The organism is Microbacterium sp. MYb45 (genome assembly GCF_002979655.1).
Lineage (GTDB): Bacteria > Actinomycetota > Actinomycetes > Actinomycetales > Microbacteriaceae > Microbacterium.
In genome coordinates this window covers 279,873-303,545 of record NZ_PCPG01000002.1, presented here as the reverse complement: position 1 = coordinate 303,545, position 23,673 = coordinate 279,873, and the positions used below count along the sequence as shown (strand labels likewise).

Genomic DNA, 23,673 nt, shown 5'->3' with positions numbered 1-23,673 from the left:
CACACGAGCGTGCAAGTTAGCTGAGTACAGCGGTCGGGGCGTGCGTCAATTCAGGGTCGTGACCGTCAGCTCGTTGGTGGCGGTGTCGCACATCGTGAGCTGCCACACGGGCGCGCCGTCGTCCATCACGCGGGCCATCTCCACGATGAGCGGACTGGGGTATTCCTCGCCCGAGAGCTGCGCCGCGGCGTAGGCGCTGCTGCCGTTCAGCTGCTGCTCCGCCTCGGTGAGCTCCGTCTCGCCGGTCGAGAGAACCTCCAGGGTGCGGACGTCGACCAGCGACTCCCGGCCGAAGCTCGGGTCGTCGACCCGTTCGCCGAACGTATCCTCACGGGTGTCGGCGCTGCGCAGCCGCCACGCGAAATCGTCGTCGAGCCACTCGAGGCGCAGACCGACGATGGCGCCGCCGATCGCCTCGGACTCTCCGGGCAGGGACTCGAGGAAGTCGGACGGCCAGGAGACCTCCGACGGCAGGCAGGTGTCGGGGAAGTCGTCGCCGACGGCCTCCGGCGGGCTCGGGACGGCGGCCGCCGAGCATCCGGCACAGGCCAGGATCCCGGCGAGGACGAGTGCGCTCGCGCGCAGCCTGGGGGGAGTGGGCATCGGTGCCTCCATGGTCGTCGACGGCTTCTGGGAGCCTAGCCGGGCCAGCGTCGTCGCCCCCGCCCGGACCTCCGGCGGTCATCGCGGCGGGATCGGCGAGGCGATTCCGATCAGTCCGCGCAGCTCGTCGGCGGTCACGTCGGCGCCGAACGCGGGGTTCCCGGGTTGGAGCGCAGCTCCGGCCGCCAGAGTGTCGATGAGCACGGGGTCGAAGCCGAGCCTGTCGATCAGCTCCGCGACGCGGGCGAGGTCGGCGGACTTGTCACCCGCGACGGCGATGGCCTTGCGCCTGGGCGCTCCGGCCGGTCGGGACTCGTCTTCGAGGTCGTGATAGCCCATGTGGTTCAGGGCCTTCACGACCCGCGACTCCGGCAGGAACTCCTGCACGAGCTCGCTGGTCGAGGTGCGTGGATCGCTCAGGTCGTCACGGATCCCGTCGGTCTCCCACCAGTAGTTCATGGCGTCGAGCACCAACGTCCCGCGCAGATGCTCGACCGGAAGCGTGCGGTACTTGCCGAGGGGAAGGGCCAGGATGACGGCATCCGCCCCGGCAGCCGTGTCCGCGGCCGTCATCGCGCTGGCCCCGGGGGCGAAGACGTCGATGGTGAGCGCGATCCGTTCCGGAGCGCCCGAGCCCGCGATGAGCACCCGGTATCCCGCGGCGAGGGCGAGGCGGGCGATCGTGGTGCCCACCTTGCCCGCGCCGAGGATGCCGATGGTTTCGATGGTGTCGTTCATGGTGATCTCCCTCACGCGTGGACGGCCTTGCCGTCTTTCGTGATCCGGGCCACAGCCGGGTCAGCGAACGCACCCTCTCCCGGGTCGGCGGCGAGCAGTTCGCGCACGCGCGGGGCGACCTTCTCTCCGAAGAGGCGGATGCTGCGCGCGCGCACGTCCTTCGGCAGGTGCATGATGTCGTACTTCAGGTCGAACCGGGACAGGTGATTGCTCCGAACCGCGGCGGCGAGCTTGTGCGCGACGGTCTCGGGGGAGCCGACGTAGAGGGCACCGGTGTCGACCTCCTCCTCGTAGCGCTCGAGCGTCGGTGCGTAGAAGCCGCGCTCCTTGCTCATCTGGGTCACGACCGGCTCCCAGTGCTTCCAGTGCACGTTCTTCGCCTCGGCGTCGGTGTCGGCGATGAGGCCGAGCGAGTGCTGCCCGATCGGGAGTTCCGCCCGCCCGAACTGCTCCAGTGCGCGCAGGTAGAGGCGCGCGTGGCCGGCGAACCGCTCGGGTCGTCCGCCGATGATCGCCATCATCAAGGGCAGTCCGTTCTCGGCGGCGCGGATGACGGAGTCGGGGCTGCCGCCGATCCCGATCCATGCCGGGATGCCGCCCTCGGGCATGCGCGGATGCAGGCGCACGTTCTCGAGCGGGCTGCGGTAGGAGCCGCTCCAGGTGACGTTGTCCTCGCGCATCAGGCGCAGGAACAGGTCGAGCTTCTCCTCGAAGATCCGCTCGTACTCGGCGATGTCGTACCCGAAGAGGGGGAACGACTCGATCGCCGACGCCCGTCCGAGGATGAGCTGGGCGCGTCCGTTCGAGAGTCCGTCGACCGTCGCGAACTCCTGGTACAGCCGCACCGGATCCTGCGTCGAGAGCACGGTCACCGACGAGCCGAGCCCGATCGTCGAGGTGGCCTGCGCCGCGGCAGCCAGCAGCACCGGGGTCGCGGAGTCCATGTGTCCCTCGCGGTAGTGCTCGCCGACACTGAAGACATCCAGGCCGACCGACTCGGCGAGCTGTGCCTCTTCGACGAGCAGCCGCAGCGTCTCACCGTCCGACAGGATGCGACCGCCGTCCGTCGCCACCTCGCCGAAGGAGTTCAGCCCGAACTCGAGTTCCGTCATGTCCATCACGACCCTTCTCCACGGCACCGGTCCCTCCGATTGACGTGTCAATAGCTCCCAACCGTAGGATTGACGTATCAATTCCCGGGAGGTGTCATGATCGAAGAGCGTCGTCGCCGCACGCCGACGCCCGAGCAGCTGCGCATCTGGCGGGACTTCATCGAGACGAGTGAGGTCCTTCGCTCTCGTCTCTCCGCACAGTTGCAGAGCGAGTCATCGCTCTCCTCCGGCGACTACCAGGTGCTGCTCGCGCTCAGCGAAGCCGACGGCCGCAGGGCGCGCTCGTCCGAGCTTGCGACGCGGATCGACTGGGAGCGCAGTCGGCTGTCTCACCACCTCGGTCGGATGGAGAAGCGTGAGCTCATCCGACGGGTTCCCTGCGCCGACGGCGTGCACGGCGTCGACGTGCTTCTCACCGAGATCGGAGCCGACGCGTTCCGGGCCGCGAACGTGCCGCACCTGCACGCCATCCGCTCGCTGTTCGTCGACGCGCTCTCGCCCGAGCAGCTCGCGCAGGTCGACGACATCACCACTGCGCTGCGCAGGAACCTCGAAGGCTGATCGGGCCTCGAGGAGCCTCAGAGCGCGGCGTGGTCGGCGGCGACCTGGCGTCCGATCTCGGCGGACAGGATCACGCCGGGGTGAGCGATCGCCAGATGGAGGCCGGGCATCGCCGGCACCGGCCCGACCAGAGGGTGGCCGCCCGCCGGTATCGGGCGTTCGGCGATGACGGCGTGCTCGAGGCGGACGTCATCGGTGTCGATGAAAGAGCGGCGGATCGCGGCGAGAGCGGCAACGGCGAGCTCTCTCGGATCACCGGAGAAGCCCTCGGGGACGTCTTCTGCGGCGAGGAGGGTGGTGTCGTCCAGCTGGCGAACCTCGAGCTCCGGGGTGGAGAGGATGCCGCGCGCGAGCGGGCGGGGCGTGGAGAAGCGCAGCAGGCAGCACGGCGACCCCACGACGTCGATGTTCACTCCGGCGGATGCGGCGATCCCCACGGAGGCGGTGCCCGCAGCGATGACGACGCTTTTCGCCACGAGTTCGCCATGGTCGGTCAGAACGCCTCGAACTCCTCCGTCATCGCTGAGCACCCGCACGACGGTGATACCGGCCCGCACCTCCGCACCGTGCTCCTGCGCGCTCTGCAGCAGGGCGCGCGTATACCCGACGGGGTCGACGCCGACATCGTCGGGGGCGTAGGCCACGACGTCGGGAACTTCACGAAGGCCAGGCTCCCGCATCCGCGCCTCGTCGGCCGTGAGCAGCTCCATCCGGTGTCCCGTGGCCTGGTGATCGGAGACGAAGGCGCGAGTCAGCGCATCGGATTCCTCCCAGGTGACCGCGCCGAACGCACGGAGCCCGATGGGCGCGGGGAGTTCCGTGACGACGCGATCGAACTCCGGCCGCGCACGCTGACGAAGGGAACCGGCGTAGGCGTCGGCCGGGCTCTTGGCCATCCCGACCCAGGCGAACGACGCGGCGGTCACCCCCGCCCCCGGTGCCTCGCGTTCGAGCACGATCACGTCATGTCCCGCGCGAGCCAGATGATGTGCGACCGAGGCGCCAATCACACCGGCGCCGATCACGATGATGCGGTCGCGTTCAGTTACCCGTCGCTCAGACTCCGCTCCCCGCGTCGTCACTCGAAGACGGGGCTCAGGAAGCGACGCTCGTAGCGGCGGATGCACTGCGTCCGGCGCGCGAGGGCGAACGCCTCGACGCACTCCGGATCGGTCTTCGACGCGGTCCGGTAGACCTCGTACTCGGCGAGGGAGGGGAACGTGAACAGCGCGAACGCCTCGTCGCTGTCGCCCTCGCTCGGCAGGAAGTAGCCGTGGTGCGTGCCGCCGTGCTTGGCCACGAGCCGGATCCAGGTGCGACCGTACTCGGTGAAGTCGTCGAGCTTGTCGGGGTCGATCTCGTAGCGCAGGTGAACGGTGATCATGCCCCGATCCTGTCAGAGCACCGAGGCCGCCTGACGCGCCATGCCGACGGCGACATACTCCGCGGCCTCCGGCACCTCGACCGGCAGCTCGAACACCAGCGGGGCGATCTCGCGGACGGCCTGCGACTGGGCGCCCCCGCCCACGAGCAGCACCCGCTCCAGGGGGATGCCGAGTTCCCGCAGCGCGTCGAGCCCGAAGCGGAGCCCTCCGAGCATGCCCTCGACGGCGGCCCTGGCGAGGTTCTCGCGGGTGGTGGAGGCGAGCGTCATGGCGTTCAGGCTCGCGGTGGCATCGGGCAGGTTGGGGGAGCGCTCGCCCTCGAAGTACGGGACGAGTTCGAGTCCGCCGGCGCCGGGTTCGGCGGTCAAGGCGAGCGTGCTCAGCCCGTCGTGGTCCACCCCGAGGAGGCGGGCGATCACGTCGAGCACCCGCGCGGCGTTGAGCGTGCAGACCAGCGGCAGGTACCCGCCGTCGGCATTAGCGAACCCCGCGACGATGCCGGTGGGCTCCGCCACCGGGCGGTCGGTCACGGCGAAGATCGTGCCCGAGGTGCCGATCGAGACGACGACATCGCCCGTCCGGGCTCCCAGGCCCAGCGCGACGGCGGCGTTGTCTCCCGCACCGGGGGCGACGCGACGCGACGCAGCGTCCGTCACGGACTCGCGCGGTCCGAGCACTCGCGGCAGGATCACGTCGTGGCCGAGGGCGGCGACGAGCAGCTCGCGGTCGTACTCGCCGGTCGCCGGGTTCCAGTAGCCGGTGCCCGAGGCATCCGACCGGTCGGTCACGAGTTCGTCGAGGTCGGGCCGCTCAGGACCGAACCCGCGCAGCCGCCACGTGAGCCAGTCGTGCGGCAGAGCGACGGCGGCGACACGAGCCGCGTTCTCGGGCTCGTGGTCGCGCAGCCAGCGCAGCTTCGTGATAGTGAACGAGGCGACCGGCACGAGCCCGGTGCGATCAGCCAGGGCTGCGGCCCCGAACTCGCCGATCAGGTCTTCCGCCGCCTGCGCGGAACGGGTGTCGTTCCACAGCAGGGCGTCGCGGATGACGCGTCCCTGCGTATCGAGGGCGACCAGGCCGTGCTGTTGCCCGCCGATCGCCCAGGCTGCGACGTCGTCGAGGCCGCCGGCATCCGCGATGGCCGCCTGCAACGCGACCCACCACGCCTCGGGATCGACCGACGTGCCATCGGGATGCGGAGCGCGGCCGGAGCGGACGACGGCACCCGTCTCGGAGTCGACGACGACGACCTTGCAGGACTGGGTCGAGGAGTCGACCCCGAGGACGAGTGCCATCGCCGGACTCAGCGGGCGCCGAGCAGGTGCTCGGTGGCGAGCTGCTGCAGGCGCACGAAGCCGAAGCCCTTGCCGCCGAGGTACGCGTTCGCGTCGAAGTCCTCGTAGGCGGAGCGGTCGGCGAGGAAGTCGTCGTACGACTCGCCCTCGTTGAGCGTCGGGGTCGAGAGCTCGGCGACCCTCGCGGCGGCCAGTGCCTCCTGCACCTCGGGGTCGGCGCGGAAGGCCGCGGCGCGCTCCTTCAGCAGCAGGTACGTGCGCATGTTGGCCGCGGCGGAAGCCCAGACGCCCGCCTCGTCCTCGGTGCGCGAGGGCTTGTAGTCGAAGTGACGCGGGCCGTCGTAGGCGGGGACACCGCCAGGGCCGCCGTTCTCGAGCAGGTCGACGAGCGAGAACGCATTGTGCAGGTCGCCGTGGCCGAACACGAGGTCCTGGTCGTACTTGATGCCGCGCTGACCGTTGAGGTCGATGTGGAAGAGCTTGCCGTGGAACAGCGCCTGGGCGACGCCGGCCGTGAAGTTGAGTCCGGCCATCTGCTCGTGACCGACCTCGGGGTTCACGCCCACGAGCTCGGGGCGCTCGAGCGAGTCGATGAACGCGATCGCGTGGCCGAGCGTCGGCAGCAGGATGTCGCCGCGGGGCTCGTTGGGCTTCGGCTCGATCGCGAAGCGGATGTCGTAGCCCTTGTCGGTCACGTAGTCGCCGAGCAGGTTCACAGCCTCGCGGTAGCGCTCCAGTGCCGCGCGCACGTCCTTCGCGGAGTCGTACTCCGCGCCCTCACGGCCGCCCCACATGACGAAGGTCTTGGCGCCGAGCTCGGCACCGAGGTCGAGCTGGCGGAACACCTTGCGCAGCGCGAACCGGCGCACCTGGCGGTCGTTCGAGGTGAAGCCGCCGTCCTTGAAGACCGGGGCGCTGAAGAGGTTGGTGGTGACCATCGGAACGATCAGGCCGGTGTCGGCGAGTGCGCCCTTGAGACGGTCGATCTGGGTCTGGCGCTCGGCATCCGTGGATCCGAAGGCGAACAGGTCGTCGTCGTGGAAGGTGAGGCCGTAGGCGCCGAGCTCGGCGAGCTTCTCGACCGCGTGCACGACGTCGAGGGCCGGACGGGTCGGGCCGCCGAACGGGTCGGTGCCGTTGTAGCCGACGGTCCAGAGTCCGAACGAGAACTTGTCGTCGCGGGTGGGGTTGGGCATGATCGCTCCTCTGCGAATGCTGCGGGCGCGCGGGATGCACGGACGCAATAAGTTGTGCTTCACAACATAACCGATGACAGGTGGCATCCGCACCCCTAAAGTGGGAACGTGCCCCCTGAATCCGCTGCCCCGCGCTCCCGCGAAGCGAACCTGGCGTGGATCCTCTCGATCGTCCACCACGACGGCCCCCGTTCCCGCTCGGCCCTGACCGAGGCCACGGGCCTCAACCGCTCGACCATCGCCGCGCTGGTGGCGGAGCTCGTCGCCGCCGGACTCGTCGACGAGCGGCCGCCGGAATCCTCGGCGCGAGCCGGTCGCCCCTCTCCGGTGGTCGCACCTTCGGCTGACGTCGTCGCGATCAGCGTGCACCCCGAGGTCGACGCGGTCGAGATCGCCGCCGTCGCCCTCGACCGCAGCATCCGCGTCCGCGAGCGCATCGTCAACACCGGTCAGCCGACCACGGCCGATGTCGCCGCTCTCGTCGCCGAGCGCATCGAGAGCTGGCGGACGGATGCTCTCGCCGACTGCGCCGTGATCGGTATCGGCGTCGCCGTGCCGGGGCTCGTGCGCTCGGCCGACGGCGTGGTGCGCAACGCCCCGCACCTCGGCTGGACCGACGAGCCGCTGGCCGCCCTGATCCACGAGGCGACCGGCATCCGCACCGCGGTGGACAACGACGCGACCCTCGGCGCGCTGGCCGAACACCTCTTCGGCGCCGGCCGCGGTATCGACGAACTCGTCTACCTCAACGGCGGCGCCTCCGGCATCGGTGGGGGGCTCGTGATCCACGGTCTGGCCGCCACCGGGGCGAGCGGCTACGCGGGCGAGTTCGGGCACAACCGGCCCGGCATCGACGGTGCCGACCGTCGCACCGACGACGGCGTGCTCGAAGACGAGGTGAATCGCCGGCACCTGCTCGACCTCCTCGGGCTCGACGACGCCGACGACGAAGCCCTCGCCGCAGCTCTCGCCGCCACGGAGGCGCCCGAGGTGCAGGCGGAACTCGTCCGGCAGGCGAAGATCCTCGGAAGCGCGCTGGCGAACGCGGTCAACGTGCTCAACCCGGCTCTCGTGATCCTCGGCGGCTTCCTGGCACTGGTGGATGAAGGGGCCCACGACCTGCTGGTCGACGAGGTCTCGCGGCTGGCGATGCCCGAGAGTGCCGACGCGGTCGCGATCCGTGCCGCCGAACTCGGCTCCGACCGGCTGCTCGTCGGTGCGGCAGAGTTGGCGTTCCGCCCGCTGTGGGGGAGCACCAGGGCCTTCGACGCGACCCGCTGAGCGCCGGATCCGCCGGCCGGAATACTCCCGGTCCTCCCGCCGCGGCCGAACACTACGCTGAGTCTCGTGACGAACTCGCGCGACATGGTCCACATCCCCGGCGGCACGTTCCTGATGGGGTCGGACGACTTCTATCCGGACGAACGGCCGGCGCACGAGCGCGAGGTCGAGTCGTTCTTCATCGACCGCTACCAGGTGACGAACGCGCAGTACGCCGAGTTCGTCGACGCGACCGGGTACGTCACGGTCGCCGAACGTCCGCTCGATCCTGCGGCCTTCGCCGGTGCCGATCCCGCCGATCTCGTCCCGGGAGCGATGGTGTTCACCCCGACCGCCGGTCCGACGAATCTGGGTGACTGGCGCAACTGGTGGCGCTGGCAGCCCGGGGCCTTCTGGCGCAAGCCGTTCGGCCCTGACTCGTCGATCGACGACCGGCTGCAGCATCCGGTCGTCCACATCGCGTTCGAGGATGCCGTGGCCTTCGCCGACTGGGTGGGGATGCGACTGCCCACCGAGGCCGAACACGAATACGCCGCGCGCGGGGGACTGGAGGGCGCGGCCTTCGCCTGGGGTGACGAGGCGTACCCCGACGGGGTCGCGCAGGCGAACTCCTGGCTCGGCCGCTTCCCCTACGACAATCAGGGCGTCGGCGGCACGGCGCCCGTCGGCTCGTACCCGCCCAACGGCTACGGCCTCTATGACATGATCGCCAACGTCTGGGAGTGGACGACCGACTTCTACACCCCGCGTCACCTCCGTCTCTCGGACGCCCCTGTCGATGCCGGCAAGCGCACGAACCTGCTCGCTGCCGCCAGTGCGCAAGAGGGCTTCCCCGACATCCCGCGCCGCGTGCTCAAGGGCGGGTCGCACCTCTGCTCGCCGGACTACTGCCTGCGCTTCCGGCCCGCCGCGCGCTCGCCGCAGGCCGAGGACACCGGCATGTCGCACATCGGATTCCGCCTCACCCGCTCCGAGTGACCCACCCCTGGGCCGACGCCCGGGGGAGTGCTTGGCTACGACCGAGGGCACCCGCCCGTCTCACCGGTCGAAGCTAGGAGTCACTCATGGCTGAGAAGCCCAACATCCTCATCATCTGGGGCGATGACATCGGCATCAGCAACCTCAGCACGTACTCCGACGGCCTGATGGGCTATCGGACCCCGAACATCGATCGCATCGCCCACGAGGGTGTGAAGTTCACCGACTACTACGGCGAGCAGAGCTGCACCGCGGGGCGGGCCGCCTTCATCACCGGCCAGAACCCCTACCGCACCGGCCTGACGAAGGTGGGGATGCCCGGGGCCCCGCTGGGCCTCCAGCCCGAGGACCCGACCATCGCCGACGCGCTCAAGCATCACGGCTACGCCACCGGGCAGTTCGGCAAGAACCACCTCGGCGACCGTGACGAGCACCTGCCGACCGCCCACGGTTTCGACGAGTTCTTCGGCAACCTCTATCACCTCAACGCCGAAGAGGAGCCGGAGCACCCGGACTACCCGACCGACGAGGAGTACCCCGGGTTCAGTGAGAAGTTCCGGCCGCGCGGGGTGCTGCACTCCTGGGCGAACGGTGACGGCACGCAGCGCATCGAAGACACCGGTCCGCTGACGAAGAAGCGCATGGAGACGGTCGACGAGGAGTTCCGCGACGCGGCCGCCGACTTCATCCGCACGCAGGCCGCCGACGACACCCCGTTCTTCGTCTGGTTCAACTCGACGCACATGCACTTCCGCACGCACACCAAGGAAGAGAGCAAGGGGCGAGCGGGGCGCTGGCAGTCGAACTACCACGACACGATGCTCGATCACGACGATGTCGTGGGTAGTCTGCTCGACCTGCTCGACGAGCTCGGGTTGGCCGAGAACACCATCGTCATGTACTCCACCGACAACGGTCCGCACATGAACAGCTGGCCGGATGCGGGCATGACCCCCTTCCGCAACGAGAAGAACTCGAACTGGGAGGGTGCCTACCGGGTGCCCGCGATGGTCCGCTGGCCCGGGCACATCCCCGCGGGGACGACGCTCAACGGCATTGTGAGCCACAACGACTGGTTCGTCACGCTGCTCGCGGCCGTCGGTGACGACGACGTGGCCGAGCGGTTGAAGTCCGGGACCGAATTGCACGGGACCGAGTACAAGGTGCACCTCGACGGACACAACCAGCTCGACTACATCACGGGTGCGGTCGAGCACAGTCCGCGTCGACACTTCTTCTACGTCTCGGACGACGGCGACCTGACGGCGCTGCGTTTCGAGAACTGGAAGCTCGTGTTCCTCGAGCAGCGCGCCGTGGGAACCCTGCTGGTGTGGCAGGAACCGTACATCGAGCTGCGTTTCCCGAAGCTGTTCAACCTGCGCACCGATCCGTTCGAGCGGGCCGACATCACGTCGAACACGTATTGGGACTGGGTGATCGACCGCATCTTCCTGTTCGTGCCGGCCCAGGCGTACGTGGCCCGCATGCTGCAGTCGCTCGCCGAGTTCCCGGCACGGCAGGAGTCGGCGTCGTTCACGATCAATCAGGTCATGAAGAAGCTGAACACCACCGCCGGCAACTCCTGAATCTTGAGCGGGTGACCTCCGGGTCACCCGCTCAAGATGAAAACCCCTGTCGGTCGCCATCGACGGTCGATAGTTTCTGGAGAGGTGGCGGATTCACCGCCGCTCTCACCTGAACCGATGAGGGACCTGATGAAGACATATCACGAGGGCGAGCGGTTCCCAGGCCGTATCGGTCGCACGTATGAGGAATCCGAACCGGCATTTCCGATGCCGCCGACAGCGCCGGAAGGCGCACCGAACGTCCTGTACATCGTCATCGACGACATCGGATTCGGATGGATCGATGCCTTCGGTGGTCTGATCCACACCCCGAACATCTCTCGGCTCGCCGACGGCGGCCTGCGCTACACCTCGTTCACCACGACGGCGCTGTGCTCACCGACCCGCTCGTGTCTGCTCACCGGTCGCAACCATCACTCGGTGGGAATGGCGAACATCCCCGAACTCGCGAGCGGGTTCCCGGGCTACAACGCCCGCCAGCCGCAGAACAAAGCCGGGATCGCGGCGATGCTCCACGATCACGGATACACGAGCTTCTGCATCGGCAAGTGGCACAACACGCCGTCCGAGGAGACCGGGATCTCCGGGCCCTACGATCGCTGGCCGACCGGCCCCGTGTTCGGGTTCGACCGGTTCTACGGTTTCCTGGGCGGCGATTCCGACCAGTGGTATCCGAAGCTCTTCCTCGACAGGGAGGCGATCGACCAGCCGCGGCTCCCGGAGGAGGGATACCACCTTTCCGAGGATCTGACGGAGCGGGCGATGAGCTGGATCGCCCAGCACAAGTCGCTGTCACCGGACAAGCCGTGGTTGACCTACCTGGCTTTCGGCGCGATGCACGCGCCGCACCACATCTGGCCGGAATGGGCGGACCGGTACAAGGGCAAGTTCGATTCGGGCTGGGACACCTACCGCGAGGAGACACTCGCAAGGCAGAAGGCGATGGGCATCGTCCCGGAGTCGGCGGAACTGTCGCCGATGCTCGAGGGCGTGCCCGAGTGGGACACCCTCTCGGCAGACGAGAAGCGTCTTTTCGCCCGCATGGCCGAGGTCTACGCCGGCTACATGGAACACACGGACGAGCAGATCGGCCGATTGATCGACTTCCTCGAAGAGACCGAGCAGCTGGAGAACACCCTCCTCTTCGTGTTCGTCGGCGACAACGGCTCTTCCGGTGAAGGCACCCTGAACGGTCTGTTCAACGAGCAGTCCGTGACGATCTTCGCCGGAGAGCCGCCCGAGACGGTCGAGCGGAACGTGGAGCGCATCGACCAGCTGGGTCAGCCCGGGTCGTACAACCACTATCCGGTCGGGTGGGCGTTCGCGGGGAACACGCCGTTCAAGCTGTGCAAGCAGTACACGCACTGGGGCGGTGTGCGCAACCCGATGGTGGTCCACTGGCCGGCCGGGATCAGCGCCGCCGGTGAGCTGCGCCATCAGTATCACCACGTCACCGACATCGTGCCGACCATCCTCGATGCGGTCGGCGTCGAAGCGCCGCGCTTCGTCAACTCCGTGCAGCAGGCGGAGATCGAGGGCGAGTCGATGCAGTACACCTTCGAGGCCGAACCCGACGCCCCGTCGACGCACGTGACCCAGTACTTCGAGATGCTCGGAAACAGGGGCCTGTACCACGATGGCTGGAAGGTGGTCACTTATCACGGACGCAAACCGTGGGAGAACGCCGCCGCATGGTCGTTTGATGAGGACAAGTGGGAGCTGTACCACGTCGCCGAGGATCCGGCCGAGGCCCACAACCTCATGGAAGGCAAAGACGCGAGCAATCTCGACGATCCCGATGTGCGCAAGTGCATCGATCTCGTGTCGCTGTGGTGGGCAGAAGCGGGCAAGTACCAGGTGCTGCCTCTCGATGACCGGTTCCAGGCGCGCGCGCTCGATCGGGAGGCGCTGTACGCCGTCAACCCGAAGACGACCTGGTACGAGGGTGCCGTGCGCATCCAGCCGTTCGAGGCCCCGCCGACGCTCAGCCGGTCCTGGTCGATGAGCGCCGTCATCGAGGTTCCCGACGGCGGTGCGACCGGTCCTATCGCGGCGATGGGCGGCGACTCGTCCGGATGGAGCCTGTACTTGAACGACGGCGTCCCGACGTTCTGCTACAACTTCCCCGGGCCGGAGCTGACCTACATCCGCGGGACCGAGAAGCTCAGCCCCGGGCGTCACACCATCGACTACGTCTTCGAGAAGACGGGGCCGGAACCGCTCGGTGCCGGGGGCGTCGGACGGATCACCGTCGACGGAGCCGCGGTCGCCGACGGCGAGATCCCGCGAACGTGCACGGTCGGATACTCCATGGACGAGACGTTCGACATCGGATGGGACAAGGGGTCACCCGTCTCGGAGGACTACGGTCCCATTGCCGAGTTCACCGGGAAGATCATTCGCGTCGATTTCGATTCGCAGCCGGATCTGCACCCCGACCACGACGACCATCACGCGCAGCACCACGTCACCCAGGCGATGATGCGGCAGTAGGAGTACGCGACGAACGCCCCGCCCTCCACGCAGGAGGGCGGGGCGTTCTGCCGTCCTGTGGAGCTTCGCATCCCTCTCGGTTGCTTAGCCGCGCGGCGGGCCGGACGACTGACGGATGATGAGCTCGTGCGCGGTCTCGATGGTCCGTGCCTCATCGCTCGCCGGGCGGAGGATGAGCGAGACGGCGTGCTGCCCCATCTCGAACATCGGGATGCGCGCGGTGGTGAGGGCGGGCGCGACATCCGGCGCGACGGAGATGTCGTCGAAGCCGACGACCGACATCTCCTCCGGCACACGGATGCCGTGCTGTCGCAGTTCGCTGAGGATGCCGATGGCCATCGCGTCGTTGAGGCCCACGATGGCGGTGACGTCGCGGTCGAGCAGCTCGCGGGCCCCCGCGATGCCGCCCTCGCGGGTGAACTCGTGCGAGACGATGACGAGCTCCAGGTCCGGGTCGCTCGTCCCCTCTCGCAGCCCGGCGATGCGGTCGGCGACCGTGTTGAGGTCGAGCGGGCCGGCGACGACGCCGATCCGGCGGTGCCCCAGCTCGGCGAGGTGGCGTCCGACCGAGATGCCCGCCCGGTGGTTGTCGGGCAGTACCGCGTCGACCGGAAGGTGGTGGCGGCCGATGACCGCGGCACGGCCTCCGGACAGCGTGAAGTCGAGCAGCGCCTCGGTCATGCCCTGCTCGCGTCCGGGATCGGCGTACCCGGAACCGGCGATGATGATCGAGCCGACGCGCTGGCGCAGCAGGGACTTCACCTGCGCGAGCTCGCTGTCGGGGGTGCGGTCGGCCTGGGCGATCTGCACGGATCGGTTCTCGAGCGTCGCACTGCGGATCACGCCGCTGGCGATGTCGGAGAAGTAGGGGTCGCCGATCTCGTGCACCACGAGGCCGATCGTCGGCACGAGCCCGCCGGCGAGACCTCGCGCATGCATGTTGGGTTCGTAACCGAGCTGCTTCGCGATGACGCGCACGTGCGCCGCCACTTCGGGAGAGATGCCGGAGCCTCCGGTCATCGCCCGCGACGCGCTCGCCAGGGAGACCCCTGCGGTTTCGGCCACATCGATGAGTCGTGGCGCGCCTTCACGCTTCACGAAACCTCCCCCTTGTGGAGCAAGATCAACGCTGATTGCGAGGTAGGTTGCTCTTCGTTCTTCGGTCCCACTATAGTGGCGGAAGCGCTTACGAAAGCGCTTTCGCTACGATGACGTAGGAGACTCGGATGACTGCACCCAGACACGGTCGACGGATCGCGGCAGCGATCGGAACGCTGTCGATCGCCGCGCTCACGGTTTCGGCCTGCTCGGCCCCCGGCGATCAGGCGGAGGGGGGTGGATCCGACGATCCGATCGTCATCGGCATCTCGCTGCCGCTCACCGGCGACTTCTCCGAACCCGGCAAGGGTGTCGAGCGGGGCTATGAGGCCTGGCGCGACATCGTCAACGAGAACGGCGGCCTCCTCGGACGCCAGGTCGAGCTGAAGATCCTCGACGACCAGTCCAACGCCGACCGCGTGGTCTCGGACTACGAGTCGCTGATCGCGCAGGACGGCGTCGACCTCGTGTTCGGCCCGTTCTCGACCCGACTCGTCGTTCCCTCGGCGCGCGTCGCCCAGGAATACGGCATGCTCTTCGTCGAGCCGGCCGGCGCGGCGGAGGAGGTCTTCGAGCAGGGCTTCGACAACCTCTTCTACGCGGCCCCCGCGATCGCGAACGACCACTACAACAACCTCGCGGACTACCTGCTCGCGCTTCCCGAGGAGGAGCGGCCCGAGACGGTCGCCGTCGCCGCGATGGACGACCCCTTCGCGCAGGGCACCGCCTACGGCCTCAGGGACAAGCTCGAAGAGGGCGGGGTCGAGGTCGTCGTGAACGAGGTCTACCCGCCGAACACGACCGACTTCTCCACCATCGCGGCCAAGATCGCGCAGTCGGATGCCGACATGGTGATCGGCGGCACGCAGTATCAGGATGCCGTCAACCTGATCATCGCGCTGCAGCAGCTGAACTATCAGCCCGAGCTCGCGGCATTCTCGACCGCGCCGACCAACCCGGAATTCGCCGCTGCGATCGGCGGCGCGACCGAGGGCATCCTCGCTCCCACCGGCTACTCGCCGAAGTCGCAGTTCCCCAGCAACATCGAGTTCGTCGAGAAGTACACCGAGATGCACGGCAACCCGCCGTCCGAGGACGAGGCCAACGCCTACACGACCGGTCAGGTCGTCGCCGCTGCGGTCGAGGCCGCGGGCTGCGCCGAGCAGGGCGAGTGCCAGCAGGAGCTCATCGACTGGCTGCGCGACAACTCCGTCGACACCGTCGTCGGCGAGCTCAGCTGGGACGAGACGGGCAAGCCCACCGGCGCGCACCTCATCCAGCAGTGGATCGACGGCGAGATCCTGATCGTCCTCCCGGACGACGTCAAGGAAGCCGACTTCCTCTTCCCGAAGCCGACGTGGTGATCCGCGCATCGTGAGTGGAGCACTGCTGCTGCAAAGCCTGATCCTCGGCATCCTGCTGGGAGGGCTCTACGCCCTCCTGGCGGCCGGGCTCACGCTGTACTTCGGAATCATGCGCGTCGTCATGATCGCGCACTCCGCCTTCCTCATCCTGGCCGCGTACCTCGCGTGGTGGTTCAACCGGGAGACCGGCATCGACCCCCTCGTGTCGCTCGTCGTCACGGTGCCCCTGTTCTTCCTGACGGGTGTCGTGATGCAGCGACTGCTCGTCTCGAGGCTCAAGCCGCTGACCTTGACCATGATGTCGGTGCTGCTCACGTTCGCCGTGGCACTGATCATCGAGGGGGCGCTCGGGTTCTTCTTCACCGGGACCCAGCGCCGCATCCCCCTGCCGTATGCGAGTGCGAGCCTCGACTTCTTCGGCGCGCAGGTGCCGGTGGTCAAGCTCATCGCCTTCGGGCTGGCGGCGGTGGCCCTCGCGCTCCTGTTCGTGCTGCTGAAGTACACGAAGTTCGGGCAGGCGCTGCGGGCGACGATCCAGCACCCCGAGGCCGCGCGACTGGTCGGCATCAACACCGACCGGGTCGCCGGCTACGGGTTCGGACTCGGGCTCGCCACGGCGGCGATCGGCGGCACCGCGCTCTCGCTCGACGCCACGATCTACCCGTCGCTTCACTGGCACTGGATCGGACCGCTCATGGCGATCATCGTCGTCGGCGGACTCGGCAGCATCCCGGGTGCCGCCATCGCGGCTCTCGTCCTCGGCGTCGCACAGAGCCTGCTCCAGCTCCCGCTGGGGCCGACCTGGGCACAGACGGTGTTCTACGTCGCCCTGTTCGCCACGCTCATGTTCCGTCCGCAAGGATTCTTCGGAGGTCGTCTTGCCCAGCGTTTCTAGCAGAGAGCCGATCCCCACCGAGACGGTTGTGATCGCTCCTCCCGCCCCCGTGCGGCGCTCGTCGTCGAAGTGGGTGCGGATCGTCCTCCTCGTCGTGGGCGCAGCCCTCGTCCTCTCCTTCCCGACCATCGCCCCGAACCCGTACATCCTGTCGGCGGGCGTCGTCATCCTCAACTACGCCGTGCTGTCGACGGGGTGGAACTTCATGGGCGGGTTCACGGGCTACATCTCCCTCGGACACGCCGCCTACTTCGGGCTCGGCGCCTACGGCACCGGCCTCCTCATCAAGTACCTGGCGCTGCCCGGCTTCGTCGCCTGGATCCTCGCGGCCGTGCTCGTCTCGATCATCGCGATCCCGATCGGCATCGCCGCCCTCCGGGTGCGCGGAGCCTCGTTCGTGATCGTGTCGATCGCCTTCGTGCTGATCATGCTGCTGGTGTTCCAGAGCTGGCGCGAGGTCACCGGCGGCTCCGAGGGACTCAACGTCCCGCGTCCGTTCGACGTGCTGCGGCCCGAGCACCACCGCATCTTCTACTACCTGTTCGCCGGCCTCCTGGCCTTCGCACTGGTGGTCTGGTGGATCATCGACCGGTCCAAGTTCGGCACCGCGCTCAAGTCGGTCCGCGAGGATGAAGACAAAGCGCAGGCCCTCGGCGTGCCCACCACGCGGTACAAGCTGATCGCCTACGTGCTGTCGGCACTCTTCGTGTCGCTGGGCGGCGGACTCTACGCGCTGTGGTTCGGAGACCTGGATCCCATCTTCCAGTTCTCGATCCTCATCGGCTCGTACATGGTGCTGATGGCGCTGCTCGGCGGGGTGCGCAACCTCTTCGGTCCGCTGCTCGGCGCCGTCGTCGTCGGTCTCGCGCTCGAGTATTTCAAGCTCGAGTTCGGCGACACGCAGTTCCACCTCATCGCCACCGGCATCCTGCTCGGCATCGTCGTGCTCTTCATGCCCGACGGCATCATCCCCGCCGTGAAGGGACTGTTCACGCGGTCGTCGAACGCGGCATCGATCCGCGAGTTGACCGCCGGCCAGCTGCTCGAGCAGAACGAGAAGCGGGCGGCGGATGCGTCGGCCCGAACAGCGGATGCCTCGACGAAGGAGACGTCGTCATGAACGCCCCCACGGCACAGCCCACGACGCTGGAGAGCCTGAGCACGATCGAGATGACCAAGTCCTTCGGCGGCGTCACCGCCGTCGACGGTGCGACGGTCACCTTCCAGGAGGGCAAGGTCAACGGTCTGATCGGGCCGAACGGCTCGGGTAAGACCACCTTCTTCAACTGCGTGACCGGCATGATCAAGCCCGACTCGGGCGAGGTGCGGTACCGGGGGCAGGCGATCACCCGCAAGTCGCCCGACCGCATCGCCCGTGCCGGCATCGGCCGCAGCTTCCAGCTGTGCCGGGTCTTCCCTCGCATGACCGTGATGGAGAACCTGCTCGTGGCGGTGCGCAGCACCAGCATCCGCCAGCAGCTGCGCTCCGCGCACGATCCGGAGGAGTTGGAGCGGGCGCGCGGCTGGCTGCGGCGCGTCGGCATCGACCACCTCGAGCACGCCGAAGCACGCAACCTCAGCTACGGCCAGCAGAAGCTGCTGGAGCTGGCGGGCGTGCTCATGGGCGAGCCCGACACGATCATGCTCGACGAGCCGGCCGGTGGGGTGAACCCCGCCCTCATCGGACGCATCGCCACCCTCGTGCGCGAGCTCAACGAAGAGGGCAAGACGTTCATCATCGTCGAGCACAACATGGAGATGGTCATGAGCCTGTGCGACCACGTCGTGGTGTTCGACCGCGGGCGCCAGATCGCCGAGGGAACACCGGAGATCATCCAGCAAGACCCGCGAGTCCTGGAGGCCTACCTTGGAGTCTGAAGCGAAGAACCTGCTCGAGCTGCGCGACATCGAGGCCGGCTACGGCCGGGCGGCGCTCGTGCTCCGTGGGCTCACCGTCGAGGTGCCGCCGGGATCGGTCGTCTGTCTCGTCGGGCCCAACGGCGCCGGCAAGTCGACCGTGCTCAAGGTGGCATCCGGCATGCTCAAGCCCCGCTCGGGGAGCATCCGCGTCGACGGTCGCGACATCACCGGCGAGGGACCGCAATCGATGCTGCGCCACGGGCTCGCGCACGTGCTGCAGGGGCACAGTGTGTTCCGGGAGATGACGGTCGGCGAGAACGTGATGCTCGGCGCCTTCACCCTCAAGGATCAGAAGGTCATCCAGGAGCGCGTCGATTTCGTGCAGAACCTGTTCCCCATCGTGGGGGAGCGGTGGAAGCAGCTCGCCGGCCTGCTCTCGGGCGGTCAGCAGAAGCAGGTCGAGTTCGCGCGGTCGCTGATGGTCAGCCCCAAGGTCGTCCTCCTCGATGAGCCGTCGATGGGCCTCGACCCCAAGACGACCGAGAAGGTGTTCGAGCAGATCGTGCGGATGCGCGATGCCGGCACCGCCGTGCTGCTCGTAGAGCAGAACGCGCGGCGGGCGCTCGAGACTGCGGACATCGGGTGTGTGCTCGACCTCGGTCGGGTGCACATCTCGGGCCCGGCATCCGAGCTCCTCGCGGATCCGACCCTCGCCGCGCTGTATCTCGGCGGCAAGCCCACCGTCCCCGACGCGGGATGAACCTCCGGCGGGAGGAGGCAGCGACTGCCTCCTCCCGCCTTTCTCGTCCATCGGACGAAAGCGCTTGCGAAAGCGGTTCCGCCCCCGACCCGCAGTACCGTTCCACACCTTCTCCGCTGCAGTGCCGCCCCGGAGAAGGCGGCACGACCCATCGGCACGACACCACACGACGACGACGTTGAGAGGTTTCTGATGCACGAACGATCCATGCGACCCGCGAGCTCGAGCACTCGATCGGCAGCACCTCCTCCTCGATCCTTCGGGGTGCGGCGAACGGGTGCGCTGGTCGCCGCGGCGGCCGTCGTCGGAGCCCTGCTCACCGCGACCCCCGCTGCCGCGGCGGAAACCTTCACCGAGCTGGTCGACTTCGAGGCGTATGAGCGCGTCGCGCTGAACGGGCAGGACGGATGGACGTCGTCTGCGGCTCCGCGTGTGATCGCCGACCCGCTCAACGGCAACAACCAGGTCGTCGAGTCCGTGGGTGGCGGGCAGCAGTCGTATCGCGCGATCCCGGCCATCGCCGAGGGTGACACCGGCACGCTGTTCTTCCGCTTCCTGCGCACCGGCAGCGTCGACACCTCGTTCGGCCTCACCGATGTGGATGCGCCGAACGACTACGTGAACAGCCGCGCCTACGTGAACAACCAGAACGACGACGTGCTGCGCGTGCGCGACGGCGGCGCCTTCAAGCCCGCGGGCGTGTGGTCGAAGGACGCCTGGCAGTGCGTGTGGATCGTCGCCGACAACGCGACCGACAAGGTCACCGTGTACAGCCAGGGCGGCGCGTACGAGGATCAGACCCGTCTCCCGGAGGGCACCGAACAGCAGTTCGGCTTCCGTCAGGCGGTGAACGGCGCGCTCGACCGGTTCTTCTGGAAGAACGGCGCCACCAGCACCGGACGTCTACTGCTCGACGACGTCGCCGTCGACAACACGGGGGAGAACCTCGCGATCGCCACCGGCAACCCCGGCGACTGCGCACCGGGCGGCACGGCGAACGAGCCGTTGCTCAATCCGCTCCCCGACCCCGCGCTGGCCGACCTCGGCATCGAGGTGACCGAGCTCGCTCAGCTGCCGAAGTCGCAGACGACCCCGGCCACGCAGGACCAGCGTCTGGTGCGCCACAACCGCATCACGCACCTCGACGAGGTGCCGGACGACTCCGGCCGGCTGATGGTCCCCGACAACAACGACATCCTCTATCTGGTCGACAAGGAGTCGGGCGAGTACGTCCCGTACCTCAACGTCCGGAACGAGTTCATCGACAACTTCCACAACAGCGCGGGGCTCGGCACGGGTCTCGGATCGGCCGAGTTCCACCCGGACTTCGCCGAGAACGGGCTGTTCTACACCGTGCACACCGAGGGAGGCACGGCGCTGACCGAAGACACTCCGGACTTCCCGGCCTTCGGCACCACCGCGTTCCACAGTGTGATCACCGAGTGGAAGGCCGATGACCCCTCGGCGGCGACCTTCGCCGGCACGCACCGCGAGGTCATGCGCATCCCGTTCGCGGGCCGCGTGCACACCGTGCAGCAGATCGCGTTCAACCCGACGGTGTCGGAGGGCGACGCCGACTACGGCAACCTCTACATCCTCGTCGGCGACGGCGGCAACGGTGTCGGCAACGGCAACCCGCAGGACCTGGCCACACCCCAGGGCAAGATCCTGCGCGTGAACCCGACAGGCGACGACAGCGAGAACGGCGAGTACGGCGTTCCGGCCGACAACCCGTTCGTCGATGACGCGGATGCGCTGCCGGAGATCTACGCCGTCGGCATGCGCGACCCGCACCGCATCAGCTGGGACACCGAGGGCGACCACACCATGTACCTCGCGCACATCGGCGAGTGGCAGGTCGAGTCGGTCTACGCCGTCGAACCCGGAGACAACTTCGGCTGGTCGGTGCGAGAGGGGTCGTTCCTGGCCGAGAACCGGCAGATCTTCCCGCTGCCGAAAGACGATGCCGAGAACGGCTTCACCTACCCGGTGGCCGCCTACGACCACAACCGCGACCCCGGTCAGACCGGCGATGCGGGAGTGGCCGTGAACGGCGGATTCGTCTACCGCGGCGACATCCCCGAACTCCAGGGCCGCTACCTCTTCACCGATCTGGTGCGCGGTTGGGTGCTGTCCACCGATGCCGAGGAGATGGTGCGCAACGACGGCGACATCGACGACCTCGCCACGATCGAGGAGCTGCGGGTCTTCGCCGACGGCGAGGAGACCACGTTCCAGGAGCTGGTCGGCGACAAGCGCGTCGACCTGCGGTTCGGCTCCGACGCCGACGGCGAGCTCTACCTCGTCTCCAAGGCGAACGGCAAGATCTGGAAGGTCACGGGGGCGCGTTCGGTCGATGAGCCGACCAACCCGTTCGTCCTCCCGGCGCTCGCACCGAACCTCGTCACGCACCATGACTTCGATCACCCGGATGCGGCGAAGCCGACGATCGAGGTCGACCAAGGTCGTTCCGGCACCGACATCTCGCTGATCAACGGCGGGGTCGAGATGCGGGTCGCCGACCGGGCCTACCCCGGTGCGGGCGAGGCGCTGCAGACCCAGCAGATGAGTCCGCGGACCGCGTCGAACGACGACTGGAAGGCGGGCATCTACAACGCGAACGGGGTCGAGTCGCTGGACGCGTTCGCCGGTACGGACAAGGCCTCCGTCATGGGCTGGTTCAAGCCGACCGGCGATCACCCGGCACTGAACTCGGGCACCGCGAACCCGGACGACGTGTACAACGCGATCGGTCTCGCGGGCGTGCTCACCGGCACCTCCGACGGACACGCGGTGCGGGCGCTGCTCGAGGTCATCACGGTCGACGGCGAGCTCAAGCTCGTGGCGCTCGGGCGTCGTGTCGACGGTGCCGGCTCCTGGACGTTCGCGGCCGACCTGCCGTGGAACGAGATCCTCAAGAAGGGGCTGTGGGTGCATCTCGCGGCGACCTTCGACTTCGCGGCGGGCGAGATGAAGCTGTTCATGAACGGCGAGGAGCTGGCGGGGAAGTACACCGCGGCCAACCCGTGGGGTGAGGGATCCACGTCCGACACCGCACCGGCCGGCATCAAGATCGGCGGCAGCTTCCCGCAGAACACGCGCGAAGCCAACCCGTTCAACGGGCGGATGGACGACATCATGCTGCTCGACACCGTGCCGACGGCCGAACAGGTCGCCGCACAGTACGCGCTGTACGCCGTGCCCCCGGTCGAACCGCCGACGCCGCCCACCTGCACGCCCGACGGCGAGGTCATCACCGACGTGATGGCGGAGGGCGACTGGGCACCGCGGACCCCGGCCAAGTGGGACTTCCCCGGCGACGAGGTCGTGCTCACCGAGGCGGGGACGAACCCGAACGACGGCATCCGCCGACCGTTCGAGTACGCCGTCCTCACCGAAGGGCCGGAGCTCGGATCGTTCGACCTCACCGGCCAGGTGCGGCTCGACGAGAAGGCCTCCGTGAACAACCGCGACGTGATCATCGTCTTCGGCTGGAAGTCGGACACGGAGTACTACTACGCGCACCTCTCGCAGGACAACTCGATCTACCCGCACAACGGCATCTTCAAGGTGAACAAGGCCGACCGTGAGCGGATCGACGACCAGTGGGACGGCGCGGTCGGTGCTCCGCCGGCGGTCACCGACGAGGAGTGGCACGACGTGCGCGTGGTCCGCTGCGTGGACAGCGGCGACATCGCCGTCTACGTCGACGGACTCGACGCCCCGCTGATGACCGCGAACGACAAGACGTTCCCCGAGGGTCGGGTGGGCTTCGGCTCGTTCGACAACTTCGGGCGTCTCCGCGACCTCTCGGTCACGGCGGCGGCGACGGACACCACGGCTCCCGCGGCGACCGTCAAGAGCGGCGCGGAGTTCACGGTCGGCCGTGACGGCATCTACAGCAGGGTGTCGTTCAAGCTCCACGACGAGGGGAAGATCGATCGGCTGACCCTCAACGGCGTCGAGAAGGATCTGACCGACAACGTCTGGTCCGACCTGAACCACGTGAAGCCGGGAGTGTTCGGCGCCGTGGCCGGGGCGAACACGCTGGTCGTGTACGACGTGGCGGGCAACGCCACCACCCTGAAGTTCACGCTCGACGTCACGGCTCCCGCCGTGACGGTCAAGGAGGGTGGCCAGTACACCGTGGGCGCCAACGGCTCCTACAGCCTGGTGTCGTACAAGCTCAACGACGGCGGCAAGGTCGATCGGCTGACGGTCAACGGAGTGGCGAAGGATCTGACCGACAACGTCTGGTCCGACCTCAACTTCGTGAAGCCGGGAGCGTTCGGCGCCAAGGTCGGGGCGAACACGCTGGTCGTGTACGACGTGGCGGGCAATGCCACGACCGTGCCGTTCACGCTGACCGGCGCCGGCGGGTAGTCGCGATCTCGGACGGCGCGGCCTCGGGGGCGGATCATCGTTCCCGAGGCCGCGCTGCGTGTCGGCCACATAAACTCGAAAGTGA

Annotated in this window: 19 protein-coding genes; 11 read left to right on the top strand and 8 right to left on the bottom strand. The window is 68.2% G+C overall.

Features of this window, described 5'->3' with window-relative positions; translation table 11 throughout:
* Positions 1-45: 45 nt before the first annotated feature.
* The 3 genes from CQ034_RS07860 to CQ034_RS07850 form a co-directional block, all read right to left on the bottom strand.
* Positions 46-603, bottom strand: coding sequence for a hypothetical protein (locus tag CQ034_RS07860; RefSeq protein WP_105710587.1), 558 nt, complete (start codon positions 601-603; stop codon positions 46-48).
* A gap of 78 nt (positions 604-681) precedes the next feature.
* The gene (locus tag CQ034_RS07855) at positions 682-1,341 is read right to left on the bottom strand and encodes an NADPH-dependent F420 reductase (RefSeq protein WP_105710611.1); all 660 of its coding nucleotides are present in this window, start codon (positions 1,339-1,341) and stop codon (positions 682-684) included.
* Positions 1,342-1,352: 11 nt separating this feature from the next.
* Positions 1,353-2,459 carry an LLM class flavin-dependent oxidoreductase gene (locus tag CQ034_RS07850; protein WP_308737258.1) on the bottom strand — a complete coding sequence of 369 codons (1,107 nt, stop codon included), beginning with the start codon at positions 2,457-2,459 and terminating at the stop codon, positions 1,353-1,355.
* Positions 2,460-2,549: 90 nt separating this feature from the next.
* On the opposite strand from CQ034_RS07850, the gene CQ034_RS07845 reads away from it, so the two are divergent.
* Positions 2,550-3,014 (top strand): MarR family winged helix-turn-helix transcriptional regulator, encoded by a 465-nt coding sequence (locus CQ034_RS07845; protein ID WP_105710586.1) that lies wholly within the window; start codon positions 2,550-2,552, stop codon positions 3,012-3,014.
* Positions 3,015-3,031: 17 nt separating this feature from the next.
* On the opposite strand, the gene CQ034_RS07840 is transcribed toward CQ034_RS07845, so the two are convergent.
* The 4 genes from CQ034_RS07840 to xylA are packed head-to-tail and all read right to left on the bottom strand — an operon-like array spanning position 3,032 to position 6,890.
* On the bottom strand, positions 3,032-4,039 hold the full coding sequence (locus CQ034_RS07840; RefSeq protein WP_258134129.1) for an FAD-binding oxidoreductase: 1,008 nt from the start codon (positions 4,037-4,039) through the stop codon (positions 3,032-3,034).
* Between the two features lie 53 nt (positions 4,040-4,092).
* Entirely contained in the window at positions 4,093-4,398 is a 306-nt protein-coding gene (locus CQ034_RS07835) for an NIPSNAP family protein (protein WP_105710584.1), read from the bottom strand.
* Between the two features lie 12 nt (positions 4,399-4,410).
* Complete coding sequence (gene xylB / locus CQ034_RS07830; protein WP_105710583.1) at positions 4,411-5,694, bottom strand: xylulokinase; 1,284 nt, start codon at positions 5,692-5,694, stop codon at positions 4,411-4,413.
* Between the two features lie 8 nt (positions 5,695-5,702).
* The gene (xylA, locus tag CQ034_RS07825) at positions 5,703-6,890 is read right to left on the bottom strand and encodes a xylose isomerase (protein ID WP_105710582.1); all 1,188 of its coding nucleotides are present in this window, start codon (positions 6,888-6,890) and stop codon (positions 5,703-5,705) included.
* Positions 6,891-6,998: 108 nt separating this feature from the next.
* Between xylA and CQ034_RS07820 the strand changes: the two genes are divergently transcribed.
* The 4 genes from CQ034_RS07820 (at position 6,999) to CQ034_RS07805 (ending at position 13,228) form a co-directional block, all read left to right on the top strand.
* Positions 6,999-8,171: an ROK family protein gene (locus CQ034_RS07820; RefSeq protein WP_105710581.1), complete on the top strand. Its 1,173-nt coding sequence runs from the start codon at positions 6,999-7,001 to the stop codon at positions 8,169-8,171.
* An 84-nt stretch (positions 8,172-8,255) separates the two neighbouring features.
* Entirely contained in the window at positions 8,256-9,149 is an 894-nt protein-coding gene (locus CQ034_RS07815; RefSeq protein WP_105710580.1) for a formylglycine-generating enzyme family protein, read from the top strand.
* An 86-nt stretch (positions 9,150-9,235) separates the two neighbouring features.
* The gene (locus CQ034_RS07810) at positions 9,236-10,735 is read left to right on the top strand and encodes an arylsulfatase (protein ID WP_105710579.1); all 1,500 of its coding nucleotides are present in this window, start codon (positions 9,236-9,238) and stop codon (positions 10,733-10,735) included.
* Between the two features lie 129 nt (positions 10,736-10,864).
* The gene (locus CQ034_RS07805; RefSeq protein WP_105710578.1) at positions 10,865-13,228 is read left to right on the top strand and encodes an arylsulfatase; all 2,364 of its coding nucleotides are present in this window, start codon (positions 10,865-10,867) and stop codon (positions 13,226-13,228) included.
* Positions 13,229-13,312: 84 nt separating this feature from the next.
* On the opposite strand, the gene CQ034_RS07800 is transcribed toward CQ034_RS07805, so the two are convergent.
* The gene (locus CQ034_RS07800) at positions 13,313-14,326 is read right to left on the bottom strand and encodes a LacI family DNA-binding transcriptional regulator (RefSeq protein ID WP_029262171.1); all 1,014 of its coding nucleotides are present in this window, start codon (positions 14,324-14,326) and stop codon (positions 13,313-13,315) included.
* A gap of 128 nt (positions 14,327-14,454) precedes the next feature.
* Between CQ034_RS07800 and CQ034_RS07795 the strand changes: the two genes are divergently transcribed.
* The 6 genes from CQ034_RS07795 to CQ034_RS07770 all read left to right on the top strand — a co-directional run bounded on the left by CQ034_RS07795 (position 14,455) and on the right by CQ034_RS07770 (position 23,588).
* Positions 14,455-15,690: an amino acid ABC transporter substrate-binding protein gene (locus CQ034_RS07795; RefSeq protein ID WP_197021047.1), complete on the top strand. Its 1,236-nt coding sequence runs from the start codon at positions 14,455-14,457 to the stop codon at positions 15,688-15,690.
* A gap of 10 nt (positions 15,691-15,700) precedes the next feature.
* Entirely contained in the window at positions 15,701-16,585 is an 885-nt protein-coding gene (locus CQ034_RS07790; RefSeq protein ID WP_029262173.1) for a branched-chain amino acid ABC transporter permease, read from the top strand.
* Positions 16,586-16,613: 28 nt separating this feature from the next.
* Positions 16,614-17,705: a branched-chain amino acid ABC transporter permease gene (locus CQ034_RS07785; protein ID WP_258134128.1), complete on the top strand. Its 1,092-nt coding sequence runs from the start codon at positions 16,614-16,616 to the stop codon at positions 17,703-17,705.
* Positions 17,702-18,463 carry an ABC transporter ATP-binding protein gene (locus CQ034_RS07780; protein ID WP_029262175.1) on the top strand — a complete coding sequence of 254 codons (762 nt, stop codon included), beginning with the start codon at positions 17,702-17,704 and terminating at the stop codon, positions 18,461-18,463. Before CQ034_RS07785 ends, CQ034_RS07780 begins: the two co-directional genes overlap by 4 nt.
* Complete coding sequence (locus CQ034_RS07775) at positions 18,453-19,205, top strand: ABC transporter ATP-binding protein (protein ID WP_029262176.1); 753 nt, start codon at positions 18,453-18,455, stop codon at positions 19,203-19,205. Before CQ034_RS07780 ends, CQ034_RS07775 begins: the two co-directional genes overlap by 11 nt.
* A gap of 264 nt (positions 19,206-19,469) precedes the next feature.
* The gene (locus tag CQ034_RS07770; RefSeq protein ID WP_258134127.1) at positions 19,470-23,588 is read left to right on the top strand and encodes a PQQ-dependent sugar dehydrogenase; all 4,119 of its coding nucleotides are present in this window, start codon (positions 19,470-19,472) and stop codon (positions 23,586-23,588) included.
* The last annotated feature ends 85 nt before the right edge of the window (positions 23,589-23,673 follow it).

Excerpts from the sequence above, each read along its gene's own strand:
- CQ034_RS07860 (WP_105710587.1), bottom strand. The coding sequence starts at position 603 with ATGCCCACTCCCCCCAGGCTGCGCGCGAGCGCACTCGTCCTCGCCGGG.
- CQ034_RS07855 (WP_105710611.1), bottom strand. The coding sequence starts at position 1,341 with ATGAACGACACCATCGAAACCATCGGCATCCTCGGCGCGGGCAAGGTG.
- CQ034_RS07850 (WP_308737258.1), bottom strand. The coding sequence starts at position 2,459 with ATGGACATGACGGAACTCGAGTTCGGGCTGAACTCCTTCGGCGAGGTG.
- CQ034_RS07845 (WP_105710586.1), top strand. The coding sequence starts at position 2,550 with ATGATCGAAGAGCGTCGTCGCCGCACGCCGACGCCCGAGCAGCTGCGC.
- CQ034_RS07835 (WP_105710584.1), bottom strand. The coding sequence starts at position 4,398 with ATGATCACCGTTCACCTGCGCTACGAGATCGACCCCGACAAGCTCGAC.
- xylB (WP_105710583.1), bottom strand. The coding sequence starts at position 5,694 with ATGGCACTCGTCCTCGGGGTCGACTCCTCGACCCAGTCCTGCAAGGTC.
- xylA (WP_105710582.1), bottom strand. The coding sequence starts at position 6,890 with ATGCCCAACCCCACCCGCGACGACAAGTTCTCGTTCGGACTCTGGACC.
- CQ034_RS07815 (WP_105710580.1), top strand. The coding sequence starts at position 8,256 with ATGGTCCACATCCCCGGCGGCACGTTCCTGATGGGGTCGGACGACTTC.
- CQ034_RS07810 (WP_105710579.1), top strand. The coding sequence starts at position 9,236 with ATGGCTGAGAAGCCCAACATCCTCATCATCTGGGGCGATGACATCGGC.
- CQ034_RS07805 (WP_105710578.1), top strand. The coding sequence starts at position 10,865 with ATGAAGACATATCACGAGGGCGAGCGGTTCCCAGGCCGTATCGGTCGC.
- CQ034_RS07795 (WP_197021047.1), top strand. The coding sequence starts at position 14,455 with ATGACTGCACCCAGACACGGTCGACGGATCGCGGCAGCGATCGGAACG.
- CQ034_RS07780 (WP_029262175.1), top strand. The coding sequence starts at position 17,702 with ATGAACGCCCCCACGGCACAGCCCACGACGCTGGAGAGCCTGAGCACG.